The sequence below is a fragment of the Citrobacter braakii genome, assembly GCF_002075345.1.
Lineage (GTDB): Bacteria > Pseudomonadota > Gammaproteobacteria > Enterobacterales > Enterobacteriaceae > Citrobacter > Citrobacter braakii.
In genome coordinates, this window is sequence record NZ_NAEW01000001.1 from 568,927 (window position 1) to 581,351 (window position 12,425).

Annotated in this window: 13 protein-coding genes; 9 read left to right on the forward strand and 4 right to left on the reverse strand. The window is 52.3% G+C overall.

Annotated features, from left to right (window positions below; translation table 11 throughout):
• Positions 1 to 197: 197 nt before the first annotated feature.
• The 9 genes from ttrS to ydhT all read left to right on the forward strand — a co-directional run bounded on the left by ttrS (position 198) and on the right by ydhT (position 9,131).
• Positions 198 to 1,931 carry a tetrathionate respiration histidine kinase TtrS gene (gene ttrS, locus BZK42_RS02985; RefSeq protein WP_227021734.1) on the forward strand — a complete coding sequence of 578 codons (1,734 nt, stop codon included), beginning with the start codon at positions 198 to 200 and terminating at the stop codon, positions 1,929 to 1,931.
• Positions 1,906 to 2,490 carry a tetrathionate respiration response regulator TtrR gene (gene ttrR, locus BZK42_RS02990; RefSeq protein WP_049268696.1) on the forward strand — a complete coding sequence of 195 codons (585 nt, stop codon included), beginning with the start codon at positions 1,906 to 1,908 and terminating at the stop codon, positions 2,488 to 2,490. The genes ttrS and ttrR overlap by 26 nt, the downstream gene beginning before the upstream one ends.
• A 92-nt stretch (positions 2,491 to 2,582) precedes the next feature.
• Positions 2,583 to 2,792 (forward strand): fumarate hydratase FumD, encoded by a 210-nt coding sequence (fumD, locus tag BZK42_RS02995; RefSeq protein ID WP_003029345.1) that lies wholly within the window; start codon positions 2,583 to 2,585, stop codon positions 2,790 to 2,792.
• A gap of 482 nt (positions 2,793 to 3,274) precedes the next feature.
• Complete coding sequence (locus tag BZK42_RS03000; RefSeq protein WP_016152920.1) at positions 3,275 to 3,901, forward strand: ferredoxin-like protein; 627 nt, start codon at positions 3,275 to 3,277, stop codon at positions 3,899 to 3,901.
• A gap of 120 nt (positions 3,902 to 4,021) precedes the next feature.
• Complete coding sequence (locus BZK42_RS03005; protein ID WP_019076689.1) at positions 4,022 to 6,124, forward strand: aldehyde ferredoxin oxidoreductase; 2,103 nt, start codon at positions 4,022 to 4,024, stop codon at positions 6,122 to 6,124.
• Positions 6,125 to 6,134: 10 nt separating this feature from the next.
• Positions 6,135 to 6,800 (forward strand): YdhW family putative oxidoreductase system protein, encoded by a 666-nt coding sequence (locus BZK42_RS03010; RefSeq protein WP_046274687.1) that lies wholly within the window; start codon positions 6,135 to 6,137, stop codon positions 6,798 to 6,800.
• A gap of 64 nt (positions 6,801 to 6,864) precedes the next feature.
• A complete protein-coding gene (locus tag BZK42_RS03015; protein WP_016152923.1) occupies positions 6,865 to 7,533 on the forward strand; it encodes a 4Fe-4S dicluster domain-containing protein in 669 nt (222 codons plus the stop codon).
• Positions 7,530 to 8,315 carry a thiosulfate reductase cytochrome B subunit gene (gene phsC / locus BZK42_RS03020; RefSeq protein ID WP_046274688.1) on the forward strand — a complete coding sequence of 262 codons (786 nt, stop codon included), beginning with the start codon at positions 7,530 to 7,532 and terminating at the stop codon, positions 8,313 to 8,315. The genes BZK42_RS03015 and phsC overlap by 4 nt, the downstream gene beginning before the upstream one ends.
• Before the next feature lie 3 nt (positions 8,316 to 8,318).
• A complete protein-coding gene (ydhT, locus tag BZK42_RS03025; protein ID WP_016152925.1) occupies positions 8,319 to 9,131 on the forward strand; it encodes a protein YdhT in 813 nt (270 codons plus the stop codon).
• 9 nt (positions 9,132 to 9,140) lie between these two features.
• On the opposite strand, the gene BZK42_RS03030 is transcribed toward ydhT, so the two are convergent.
• The 4 genes from BZK42_RS03030 to BZK42_RS03045 are packed head-to-tail and all read right to left on the reverse strand — an operon-like array spanning position 9,141 to position 12,246.
• Positions 9,141 to 9,818, reverse strand: coding sequence for an amino acid ABC transporter permease (locus tag BZK42_RS03030; RefSeq protein ID WP_019076692.1), 678 nt, complete (start codon positions 9,816 to 9,818; stop codon positions 9,141 to 9,143).
• Positions 9,808 to 10,593 (reverse strand): amino acid ABC transporter permease, encoded by a 786-nt coding sequence (locus BZK42_RS03035; RefSeq protein WP_080858727.1) that lies wholly within the window; start codon positions 10,591 to 10,593, stop codon positions 9,808 to 9,810. The genes BZK42_RS03030 and BZK42_RS03035 overlap by 11 nt, the downstream gene beginning before the upstream one ends.
• Positions 10,593 to 11,411: an amino acid ABC transporter ATP-binding protein gene (locus BZK42_RS03040; RefSeq protein WP_047417775.1), complete on the reverse strand. Its 819-nt coding sequence runs from the start codon at positions 11,409 to 11,411 to the stop codon at positions 10,593 to 10,595. Before BZK42_RS03040 ends, BZK42_RS03035 begins: the two co-directional genes overlap by 1 nt.
• Before the next feature lies 1 nt (position 11,412).
• Positions 11,413 to 12,246, reverse strand: a complete 834-nt coding sequence (locus BZK42_RS03045) for an ABC transporter substrate-binding protein (protein ID WP_047417771.1) — start codon at positions 12,244 to 12,246, stop codon at positions 11,413 to 11,415.
• Between the last annotated feature and the right edge of the window lie 179 nt (positions 12,247 to 12,425).

A 12,425-nucleotide genomic window follows, 5' to 3' on the forward strand; every position in this document is an offset into this window, starting at 1 on the left:
CATTGGTCACGCCGTTGGTTTGCGTGTGATGAATAAAGAATCTTGATGATTTACAGTGTAAAAATCGTGACGGGGGGTACTCTATTGTGGTTAACCACATACCCGGCTTGTTGTTGATCTAAAACAACATAATTGACAGGGATAATTGAGTGGGACGCAACGTAGCAAAATGTCTGACGGTGCTGGTGTCGCTATGGATGCTAAGCGGTGTGGTCAGGGCTCAGACATGGAACATTGGCGTTTTGGCGATGCGTGGGGAGGTCTCCACGCGTAATCACTGGCAGCCGCTGGAAACCCTGTTGAATCAGCAAATTCCCGGCGAACAGTTTCATATTCAACCGCTGGACCTGCGGCAAATGCAGGAGGCGGTGAATCGTGGAACGGTACAATTTGTGGTCACGAATCCGGCGCAATTTGTTCAACTAAACAGCCGCGCTGCGCTACGCTGGCTGGCGTCACTCCGTTCTACTCGCGGGGGGAAAGCCACCAGTAATGTGATTGGCAGCGCGATCCTCGTCAGGCGCGATAGCGGGATAACCTCCGCACACGATCTGATCGGCAAAACGGTGGGTGCCATTGATGCTCAGGCATTTGGCGGCTATTTGCTGGGATATAAAGCGCTCAGCGATGCCGGCCTGCGCCCGGAGCGCGATTTGCGCCTGACGTTTACCGGATTTCCCGCCGATGCCTTACTCTATTTATTACGTGAAAAAGCCGTACAGGCGGTGATTGTGCCGGTGTGCCTGTTGGAAAAAATGGACGAAGAAGGGCTTATTCGTAAAACAGATTTTACGGCCGTACTTAACCATCCAACGTCGATTCCCTGTTTAACCAGTACGCCGCTCTATCCTGACTGGTCATTTGCGGCACTGCCTGCGGTAAGCGACGAGCTGGCCGATCGCGTCACGCGGGCCCTGTTCAATGCGCCGCAAAACGCGACGTTTCGCTGGGGGGCGCCCGCCTCGACCCGCGAGGTGGAAGCGTTGCTGCGCGATGTCCGCCAGCATCCGCAGCAGCGCCAGTTGTGGCTGGATGTCAAAAGCTGGTTTATTCAACATCGGCTGGCGATGGGGGCCGCGGCTCTCGTACTGTTGTTGCTGACGCTCAATTACATCTGGGTGATGTTGCTGGTCCGCCGACGCGGCAGGCAATTGGAGCGAAACAACGTATTGTTGCGCAAACAGGAACAGGAGCTGGAAACCGCTCGCCAAATGAGCGTGCTTGGCGAGATGACGTCGGGTTTTGCCCACGAGCTCAATCAGCCGCTATCGGCTATCCGTCATTATGCGCAGGGCTGTCTGATCCGCCTGCGTAGTCAGGATCAACAGCATCCGCTGCTGCCCGCGCTGGAGCACATTGATACCCAGGCGCAGCGGGGGGCTGATACGCTGCACAATCTTCGCCAGTGGGTCAGCCAGGCACAGGGCAATCCGGTGATGACCGATGACTGGCAGGTCGTCAACGTTCACGATGCTATCCATCACGTCTGGCAATTATTACGCATGCCACAGCAATTCCCGGCGGTAGCGCTGCAAACGCAGATCGGTAAGGCGTTAACATTAACGTTGCCAAGTGTTCTCCTCGAACAGGTACTGGCCAATGTGGTTCTCAACGCCGCCCAGGCGGGGGCAACCACCGTGTGGTTTAGCGCTCAGCGTGAGGATGGTGATATGAGTATTCAGGTGCAGGATAACGCCGGAGGTATTGATGAGGTGCAGCTGTACCAGGCTTTTCAGCCGTTTATGACCACCCGTAAAGAGGGCATGGGGCTGGGGCTAGCCATTTGCCAGCGGCTGGTGCGCTACGCAAACGGAGACATTGAGATCAAAAATCATCAGGCTCCAGATGAAAAAGCGGGCGTGGTAGTGACATTACATTTTAAGCAAAATCCGGAGGGAGGCCGTCGTGGCAATCATTCATCTGCTGGATGACGATATCGCCGTCACCCAGGCTTGCGCGTTTTTACTGGAAAGTCTGGGATATGAGGTGTGTTGCTGGGAGCAAGGCGAAACATTCCTCTCCGAGGCAAATCTGCATCAGGTGGGCGTACTTTTGCTGGATATGCGTATGCCTGTACTGGATGGGCATGCTGTGCATGAAGCCATGCGCCAGCGTGAGAGTACGCTGGCGGTGGTATTTCTCACCGGGCATGGCGATGTGCCGATGGCGGTTGAGCAAATGAAACGCGGTGCGGTCGATTTTTTGCAAAAGCCGGTTTCCGCCGCGCCTCTGCAAGCGGCGTTAGAGCATGCAGTGCAGATTTCTCACGCCGCCTTTTCGCGACAAGAGATCGTGGTTTGCTATCAGCAGCTTACGCCAAAGGAGCGAGAGCTGGCGCAACTGGTAGCAAAAGGGTTAATGAATCGGGAAATTGCTGATGCCATGAATATTGCCGTGCGCACGGTTGAGGTTCATCGGGCGCGGGTGATGGAAAAAATGCAGGCGGGGAGTCTTGCTGAACTGGTTAATCGACTGCAGAGGATTCAGTAAATTTATGACATTTATTTGATTTTCATTGAATTTTGTCTAATCCGTCAGACTGATATATGCTGTTGGTTTGAGTTAATGACGAGCGGGAAAAAATGGGAAATCAGACCAAAGACGATGAGTTGTACCGTGAAATGTGCAGAGTAGTCGGTAAAGTAGTGCTGGAAATGCGCGATCTGGGACAAGAGCCTAAGCATATCGTCATTGCGGGAGTACTGAGAACCACCCTCGCCAACCAGCGTGTGAAGCGCAGCGAGTTAGAAAAACAGGCTATTGAGACCGTCATTAAAGCATTAGCCGGTTAATCCACAAAAAGAGGATGGTGGTCTCGTTCGCCGTCCTTTTATTCTCGTCACGTTAATTTATCAATATATATAATTTAGTGCTGCAATTAGAGGAGTAACCTTCGCTGTATATTGAGTTATATTCCGAATGATATATTAAAATATATATGCGAGTAGAGTCACAAATATTTGCAAAGCATGTGAAATATTATTTCAACTTATCTTAATGATAATAAATCTCACTCCGCATTTATTATTTCCCTTCCGTTTTTTAATTGATGACGATCAAAACTATGAGCGCTGAATAACCACATTATCTTTACGCCTAACCCTAAAGGATTAGATTCATTCAGTTTAACCACCGTCATTTTACGCGATCAGGTTAGGGCAAAAATTTACGTGTTGTTGGCAACATTAACCGCCCGAAATGGCTTGAGTTGCACGGGTTTAATTTAGCCTGGAGGTGTTGCTAACACAGCGTTTGCGAAGAGGATGCGAAATAAATGAATCAGGTTGATCGTCCATTTTTAGATTGTGGTTTAACGCGGCTTGAATTTCTGCGGATATCAGGAAAAGGTTTGGCGGGATTAACCATCGCCCCTGCACTGTTATCACTTTTTGGCTGTAAGCAGGAAGATATCGACAGCGGTACCGTGGGGCTTATCAATACGCCGAAAGGGGTGCTGGTGACCCAGCGAGCGCGCTGTACTGGCTGCCACCGCTGTGAAATTTCCTGTACCAATTATAACGATGGTGCCGTGGGGACTTTCTTTTCCCGTATAAAAATCCATCGCAACTTCTTCTTTGGCGATGATGGCGTCGGGTCCGGTGGCGGACTGTATGGCGATTTAAACTATACCGCTGATACCTGCCGTCAGTGCAAAGATCCGCAATGCATGAAGGTCTGCCCCATTGGCGCTATTACCTGGAAACAGGAAGACGGCTGTATTGCGGTGGATCATAAACGTTGTATTGGCTGCAGCGCTTGTACCACCGCCTGCCCGTGGATGATGGCGACCGTGAATACTGAAACAAAAAAATCCTCAAAATGTGTGTTATGTGGGGAGTGCGCCAATGCTTGTCCGACTGGGGCATTAAAAATTATCGAGTGGAAAGATATTACTGTTTGATAGATAGCAGGTATGCCTGATACGCGTCATTAATTGCCAAAAATATCGCAGTTTTGCAAAAAAAAACTGCCTGAAGGATGGCGGGTATATCTATTAAACCTTCTTGCAAAGGAAAACATGATGGCTAATGGTTGGACAGGTAATATTTTACGGGTCAATCTCACCACGGGGAATATCACCCTTGAAGATTCCAGTAAATTTAAAAAATTTGTCGGCGGGATGGGCTTTGGTTATAAAATTATGTACGACGAAGTCCCGCCAGGCACCATGCCTTTCGATGAAGGGAATAAACTGGTTTTCGCCACCGGGCCATTAACGGGCTCTGGTGCCCCTTGTAGCTCCCGCGTCAATATCACCTCCTTATCGACTTTTACCAAAGGCAATTTAGTGGTGGATGCTCATATGGGCGGCTTCTTTGCTGCGCAAATGAAATTCGCCGGTTACGACGCCATTATTATCGAAGGCAAGTCCGCGACGCCTGTCTGGATCAACATTAAAGACGAAAAGGTCAGCATCGAAAAAGCCGATTTCCTGTGGGGTAAGGGAACGCGTGCCACAACCGAAGAGATTTGCCGCATTACCAGCCCGGAAACCTGCGTCGCCGCTATTGGTCAGGCGGGTGAAAATCTGGTGCCGCTCTCCTGCATGATCAACAGTCGCAACCACAGCGGAGGCGCCGGTACTGGCGCGGTAATGGGGTCGAAAAACCTGAAGGCTATTGCGGTAGAAGGGACCAAAGGGGTCAATATTGCCGATCGTAAAGAGATGAAGCGGCTCAATGATTACATGATGACCGAGCTCATCGGTGCCAACAACAACCACGTTGTGCCAAGCACCCCGCAGGCCTGGGCAGAATACTCTTCGCCAAACTCGCGCTGGACGGCCCGTAAGGGACTGTTCTGGGGCGCGGCAGAAGGGGGACCAATCGAAACCGGGGAAATCCCGCCGGGTAACCAGAATACCGTGGGTTTCCGTACCTATAAATCCGTGTTCGATCTGGGGCCAGCCGCTGAGAAATACACGGTCAAAATGAGCGGCTGCCATTCATGCCCCATTCGCTGTATGTCGCAGCTCAATGTCCCGCGGGTGAAAGATTTTGGCGTGCCAAGTACTGGCGGTAACACCTGCGTGGCGAACTTTGTCCACACCACCATTTTCCCCAATGGCCCGAAAGATTTCGACGATAAAGACGATGGGCGCGTGGTGGGAAATCTGATTGGTCTGAACCTGTTTGACGATTATGGCATCTGGTGTAACTACGGGCAGTTGCACCGTGATTTTACTTACTGCTATTCGAAAGGCGTCTTTAAGCGCGTACTGCCAGCTGAAGAGTATGCGGAGATCCGCTGGGATCAGCTGGAAGCGGGCGATCCTCATTTTATTAAGGATTTTTACTACCGGTTGGCGCATCGCGTGGGGGAACTCAGCCATCTTGCGGACGGATCGTATGCCATTGCTGAACGCTGGAATTTGGGCGAAGAGTACTGGGGTTATGCCAAAAATAAACTGTGGTCGCCGTTTGGTTTTCCTGTCCACCATGCAAACGAGGCCTCTGCACAGGTGGGGGCGATCACCAACTGTATGTTTAACCGTGACTGTATGGCGCACACCCATATCAACTTCATCGGTTCCGGTTTACCGCTGAAATTACAGCGCGAAGTGGCGGGCGAGCTATTTGGTTCGCAGGATGCATACGACGAAACCAAAAACTACACCCCGATCAATGCCGCCAAGATCAAATATGCCAAATGGACGCTGCTGAAAGTCTGCCTGCATAACGCGGTTACGCTGTGCAACTGGGTGTGGCCGATGACGGTTTCACCACTCAAGAGCCGTAACTATCGCGGAGATTTGGATCTGGAAGCAAAATTCTTCCAGGCGGTCACCGGCGATGAAACCACGCAGGAGAGTCTGGACCTGGCCGCTGAACGCATCTTTACCCTGCACCGTGCCTATACGGTCAAATTGATGCAAACCAAAGATATGCGCAATGAGCACGATCTCATCTGCTCCTGGGTGTTTGATAAAGATCCGAAGATCCCGGTCTTCACTGAAGGGACCGACAAGATGGACAGGGAAGATATGCGTCAGTCGCTGACGATGTTCTATCAGGAAATGGGCTGGGATCCAGAGCTGGGTTGCCCAACGCGTGAAACCCTGAACCGACTCGGACTTGAAGATGTAGCCGCTGATTTGGCTGCACAAGATCTGTTGCCGGCGTAAGGAATGCGAGATGACTAACGTGAGCGACGTTCTGACCCCCGTTGAGGCGTTTCCTGACGAAGTGGATAGCCGAAAGAGACAGTGGCTGCAGGCGTTTCACCCGCCTGTAGAACAGATGAATGCGCCCCAGGTTCAGGAACCAGCCAGCCCGGAGTCGATTGTGGCAGATTTTATCCGTCAGCATTCAGCATCGGGGCAACTGGTGGCGCGCAGTGTCTTTTTGCTGCCGCCTTATTCGGTTCCTGAAACCGATCTTTCCGCGCTGCTGGATGTGCTGGGCCAGGACGCGAATGGTGCGGATATCACCTGTGTGCAGGGTGCGGAAGAAGCATATTTCTATTCGACGCAAACCATGACGGCAAATTACGCCGACATGTGTGTGCAGGTGGTGGAAAACGACATCTGCCGTGCGATTGCCGAGGCGGTACGCTTCGACTGTCGAACGTATCCTCGCCCTTATAAGGTCGCCATGTTGACGCAACCGCCGTATCGCTTTGAGTCTCAACAGATTGCCGCTGCGCTCACGGCCATGGAAACGCATCCTGATTATGCAGATATACGGACTGTGGAATCGTCAAATGCGGAGCCTTATTTGTTCAGCGAACGTTTTATGAGTTATGGCAAAGCGTACGGCCTGTGCGAATGGCTTGAGGTTGAGCAGTATCAGAACCCCTGAATTATTCAGGTTGATGTCATGGAACGTGTGGACGACCACTGTCACAGTATTAGAGGATAACCCGATGTCCTTCACCCGACGAAAATTTGTCATTGGCATGGGGACGGTGATTTTTTTCACTGGCCCAGGTCAAAATCTGTTAGCGAGTACCAGGAGTTCTAAAGACGTACATTACGTCATGATTCACGATGAATCACTGTGTAACGGATGTAATATCTGCGCCCGCGCATGCAGGAAAACCAACCATGTTCCTGCGCAGGGTAGCCGTTTGTCGATAGCTCATATTCCGGTTTCGGACAACGACAACGAAACGCTGTATCACTACTTCCGTCAGTCCTGCCAGCACTGTGATGATGCCCCCTGTATTGAGGTGTGTCCGACCGGCGCCTCATGGCGAGATGACAACGGCATTGTGCGGGTAGACACGTCTTCCTGTATCGGCTGCAGTTACTGTATTGGCGCGTGTCCTTATCAGGTGCGTTATCTCAACCCGCAGACCAAAGTGGCGGATAAATGCGACTTCTGCGCTGAATCTCGTCTGGCGAAAGGTTTCCCGCCGATCTGTGTTAACGCCTGCCCGGAACATGCGCTGATTTTTGGTCGCGAAGATAGCCCGGAAATTCAGACCTGGTTGAGAGAAAATAAGTATTACGAGCATCAACTTGCAGGCGCCGGGAAACCCCATCTGTATCGTCGGTTCGGTCAACATTTGATTAAAAAGGAAAATGTATGAACGCGTCGCAGAATGCCGAACAGTTTCACGCCCAGCTTGCGCAGTATGTTCCCCTGTTTTCACCGGACTACTGGCCTGTGTGGTTGGTCATCGCCGGATTAATGCTGGTGGGGATGTGGCTGGTGCTGGCGCTACACGCCATGCTGCGCTTTCGGGCCGCACATAAAGCGTCGGCAGGGCACGGTGAGAAAGTCTATTTATACTCGAAGGCCGTTCGTTTGTGGCACTGGTCGAATGCGCTGCTATTTCTGCTACTTCTGGTCAGTGGCCTGGTCAATCACTTCTCCGTCGTCAGTGCGTCGGTGATGAAAAGCCTGCTTACCGTGCATGAGATCTGCGGCTTTTTGCTGCTCGCCTGCTGGATTGGTTTTGTCCTGATCAATCTGATTGGCGGCAACGGGCATCACTATATTATTCAACGTCAGGGCTGGATCGGACGAGCGCAAAGACAAACGCGTTTTTACCTGTTTGGCATTATGCAGGGCGAGTCACACCCATTCCCGGCATCAAAGCGTTGTAAATTCAACCCGCTACAGCAGGCGGCCTATGTTGGCGTGATGTATGGCTTACTGCCACTGCTGCTGATCTCAGGGTTGTTATCGCTCTATCCGACGGTTGTCGGTGACCTGTTCCCCGGCGTGCGTTACTGGTTGCTCCAGGCGCACTTCGCGCTGGCAATAATCAGTCTGTTTTTCATTTTTGGGCATCTTTATCTCTGCACGACAGGTCGTACGCCGGGCGAAACCTTCAAGTGTATGGTGGATGGCTATCACCGGCATTAAGCGATGATGATTACGCGAAGTGACTTACGGGCCTGGCGCGTTGGGCCCGTAATGTATCGCTGGTTTCTACGCGCGTTTCCAACTGGCGGAAGCTATGCTGATGTCCATCGTGCGCTCCAGCGGGAAGGGTATACAGACTGGGCAAATAGTCTGGTGGAATACGGCTGGTCAAAATGGCGGGAAGAGGCGAGTTTTGCCCAGCAGGATATTCGCGCGATGGGGAATATTTCCCGTGTGCAAACGGCGGGGGAAATCAGCCGTCCGCTGGCGAGTGCAGAAGATAATGCCCGATTCAGTTGTGCAGGCGATAACGTTAAAATCACCAGCGCCGGGTATGCCGCACAGATCGCCAGCGCAGGTTACAGCGCACGTATTGGTAGCGTAGGCTATAACGCGCATATCGGCAGTTCAGGCGATCGCGGGCGAATTGCGGTTGCGGGAAATTCGGCACGTATCAGTAGCGTGGGTGACGGGACGCGTATCGCCAGTACCGGCATGCGCGTACGCATCAGTTCGCTCGGCGACAGAAATCGGATTGCTTGCGGTGGTGATTTAACTCAGTTGGCCTGTTTTGGCGCAGAGTCTAAAATCGCCAACTGCGCCGACAACATCCACATTATTGCCAGCGGAGAGAACGCCGTTGTTGCCAGTACCGGTGTTGTCGATTCGATAATACTCGGTCCCGGCGGCTGTGCGGCGCTGGCCTATCACGATGGCGAGAGAATGCGTTTTGCGCTTGCCGTTGAGGGGGAAAATAACATCCGGGCGGGCGTGAAATATCGGCTCAACGAAGACCACCAGTTTGTGGAATGTTGAGCCGTGATCTCATTTTAACGCGAAGCGGCGTTGGGTGATTTTCTCCAGACTCAGGCACAGTAGGTAATAGACCAGTCCCGTAAAAATAAAAATGGCTGCCGGATAGATTTGTACCCGGCTGTTAACCTGACCCGCAACCGTTGTGAGTTCCGGCACGTTAACGATAAACGCCAGCGACGTGTCCTTCAGTAATCCAATAAAAATCCCCGTCAGCGATGGCAGTACGTTACGCAGCACCTGCGGCAATAAGATAAGCCACAGGGCCTGATACGGGCGAAAACCCTGAACCACGGCAGCATCATATTGCCCGCCAGGCAGCGCGCTAATTCCTGCATACACTGAGTGCATGACCGAGGCAGCGGTGAACCATGCCAGCGCCAGCGTCACGGTAACGGCTCCGGGGAGATCGCTTCCGGTCAGCATGGGTAGCAAATACCACATCCAGAAAATCACAAAGATTAGCGGAATGCCGCGAATAAACTCCGCCCAGATAAACAACCCGTTGCGAACCGTGCCCGGAAAACGCCAGGCGCAGCAGGCAAGAACTATCCCACCAGGCAAGGCCAGCAGCGCCGCGCCGAGAGCCATCAACAACGTGAGCAGAACGCCGCCGGGTTGTCCATCCGCCACCCGTCCCCACAGGAGATAATCAAGATTGTCGGTAATGACCGAAATGTTAGCGATCATGCAGTATGCTCCTGACGCTGAAGATACGCGTTTTAACCTTGGACGATTTACCCGATGCAGGCCGTGGGCCAAGACGCGTAAGCAGCATACCCAGAACGATGCCGGTGAACAGATAGAGCGCAGTGCCAACAGCAAAGGCTTCCAGCGCGTGCGCGTTGTAGCTCTCAATTTGCCGCACCTGGTAGGTGAGCTCAGCAAATCCAATACCGCTGGCAAGCGAGGAAAGTTTCATCAGGTTAAGGTATTGCCCAACAATGGGTTGCCAGGCGTTCGTCAGTCCCTGAGGAAGCAGAATGTGACGAAACGTTGCCCAGGATGAAAAACCCTGCGCCACGGCAGCCTCACGTTGTCCGGCAGAAACCGCCTGTAAACCAGAGGCGATCTCCTCGACCAAAAATGCCGAGGTAAATACGCCCAGCCCCAATGCTGAACAGATAAACTCTGGTGTTAACCACCAGACATCGCCTGGCAGAATAGACCAGGGATGCTCTGCATTGATGAAGGTAATGACGTTGCGGGGCAGCCAGTTCCATGCGGCAAAATACCAGAACATCAGTTGCACCAGTAAAGGCGTGTTGCGAAACACCGAAACCCATACACTGACCACCGCTTTGTTGAAGCGATGGCCCGTCAGACGCAGCCCGAGTAGGAAGATGGCAATGAGCGTGGCGAGTACGACACCTGCCAGTGTCACCCAGAGCGTGGTGAGAAAACCGGAAATTATCCATTGCAGAGGTTGCCCGCTCAGCACTCCCTGCCAGTCCATTGCAAGCATTATAGCGATGACTCCTGGTGTAACGGGTCGAGCACTTTTTTCAGGAAACGCTGGGTTCTCGGGTGCTGTGGCCGGGTGAAAAAATCCTCCGGCGCGGCCACTTCAAGAATTTCTCCGCCATCGATGAATACCACGCGATCGGCAATCTCACGGGCAAAATGCATTTCATGGGTCACGACGATCATGGTGATACCGCTGTGGGCCAGGTTTTTCATCACCTGTAATACCTCGCCGATCATTTCTGGATCCAGCGCGGAGGTGGGCTCATCAAACAGAAGGATTTGCGGCGATGAGGCCAGCGCGCGGGCGATGGCCACGCGCTGTTGCTGCCCACCGGACAACTGTGCGGCATAAGCGCTCGCTTTTTCTGCCAGTCCCACCTGATCCAGCAATTCGAGTGCCCGACGCGCCGCTGCCGCCTTGTTCCAGCCGTGAACATATTCCAGCGCCAGTGAGATGTTCTGATGCGCTGTCAGATGCGAATAGAGATTGAATTGCTGAAAAACGAAACCGATACGGCTGCGTAACTGGCGTAATGCTGCCCCGCGCAACTGACTAATTGGTTTGTCATCAATGAAAATTTCGCCACCGCTGAGCGACTCAAGCTGGTTGATAAGGCGTATAAGCGTGGATTTTCCTGAGCCAGAAGGGCCCAGAATAGTCACCACTTCACCGGGTTCAACTGACAGGCTGACGCCGTTAAGTACAGTGTGAGTGTCAAACTGTTTGATGACATTGCGCAGTTCGACGCTTGCCTGGCGCAAATGGGTAAAATCCGCCGCGGAAACTGCACAACGATGAAACAGGGCTGAGAGCATATTACTTCGCTTCTATTTTAAAGGCGCGGGGTTGCGGATTTTTGGTTTCAGGGCCAAACCAGACATCATATATTTTTGCCGCCTGCCCGGTAGATTCCAGCCTCAAAAGCTCATCATTGACGGCTTTTAACAGCGCTGGCTCACCTTTTTTCACTCCCACGCCAATCTCTTCTTTGCTCAGCAGGTCTGGCAGAATTTTGAAATCTGCTTTATCCGGCGCACCGCTTAATAGACCGGCCAGAATCGTACTGTCCTGGGTGATGGCCTGAACATTGCCATTGCGTAGCGCGGTTAACGCCAGTGGAATATCGTCGTAGGCCAGCACACGCGACTGCGGGAAGCGCTGATGGAGCGCCTGCTCACCGGTAGTGCCTTTCACCGCACCGATTCGCGCTTTGCTGTATGCATCGAGCTGGTCCGGGGATTTGGCCGGTACCAGGAACTGCTGCCCGGTAACAAAATAGGGGACGGAGAAGTCAATGACCTGCGCCCGCTCAGGCGTAATCGTGATATCCGCCACGATTAAATCGGCTTTACCGGATTGTAATAACGGAATGCGGTTTGCCGGATTAGTCGCTACCAGTTCCAGTTTTACGCCGAGGGATTTTGCCAGCGCTTCAGCAAAATCAACGTCATAGCCGACAATCTTATGCGTTTTGGCATCGACGGAGCCAAACGGCGGATTCGCGTCGAATGTCGCAACTTTTACTACACCTGCGGCTTTGATATCGGCCAGTTGGTCAGCCTGAGCCTGCGAGGCGGCAATGCCGGTGGCCAGCAGCACGCCGAGTGCCAACAGTGTTTTTTTAGCGCGGTAAGTTTTCGTTGCCATCATGATGTAAATCCCTGTCGTTTTTGGTTTGTGCTTTTTACGCTCCCATACCTTACGTTCAGGACAAAATAAGAAAAAATTCTTATCTATTTACAAAATGTTATTAGTGAAAGCGGTGTTAAAAATGGGTAAACGCGATGGGAAATGTAGATAAGAGGAGGGGCATAGTCTGGCGGTAAAAA

Bases quoted from the DNA above. Each gene is read 5' to 3' on its own strand.
- ttrS (WP_227021734.1), top strand. From the start codon at position 198: ATGCTAAGCGGTGTGGTCAGGGCTCAGACATGGAACATTGGCGTTTTG.
- BZK42_RS03040 (WP_047417775.1), bottom strand. From the start codon at position 11,411: ATGCTCTCAGCCCTGTTTCATCGTTGTGCAGTTTCCGCGGCGGATTTT.
- BZK42_RS03015 (WP_016152923.1), top strand. From the start codon at position 6,865: ATGTCCTTCACCCGACGAAAATTTGTCATTGGCATGGGGACGGTGATT.
- BZK42_RS03000 (WP_016152920.1), top strand. From the start codon at position 3,275: ATGAATCAGGTTGATCGTCCATTTTTAGATTGTGGTTTAACGCGGCTT.
- fumD (WP_003029345.1), top strand. From the start codon at position 2,583: ATGGGAAATCAGACCAAAGACGATGAGTTGTACCGTGAAATGTGCAGA.
- BZK42_RS03010 (WP_046274687.1), top strand. From the start codon at position 6,135: ATGACTAACGTGAGCGACGTTCTGACCCCCGTTGAGGCGTTTCCTGAC.
- BZK42_RS03030 (WP_019076692.1), bottom strand. From the start codon at position 9,818: ATGATCGCTAACATTTCGGTCATTACCGACAATCTTGATTATCTCCTG.
- BZK42_RS03035 (WP_080858727.1), bottom strand. From the start codon at position 10,593: ATGCTTGCAATGGACTGGCAGGGAGTGCTGAGCGGGCAACCTCTGCAA.
- BZK42_RS03005 (WP_019076689.1), top strand. From the start codon at position 4,022: ATGGCTAATGGTTGGACAGGTAATATTTTACGGGTCAATCTCACCACG.
- BZK42_RS03045 (WP_047417771.1), bottom strand. From the start codon at position 12,246: ATGATGGCAACGAAAACTTACCGCGCTAAAAAAACACTGTTGGCACTC.
- phsC (WP_046274688.1), top strand. From the start codon at position 7,530: ATGAACGCGTCGCAGAATGCCGAACAGTTTCACGCCCAGCTTGCGCAG.
- ydhT (WP_016152925.1), top strand. From the start codon at position 8,319: ATGATGATTACGCGAAGTGACTTACGGGCCTGGCGCGTTGGGCCCGTA.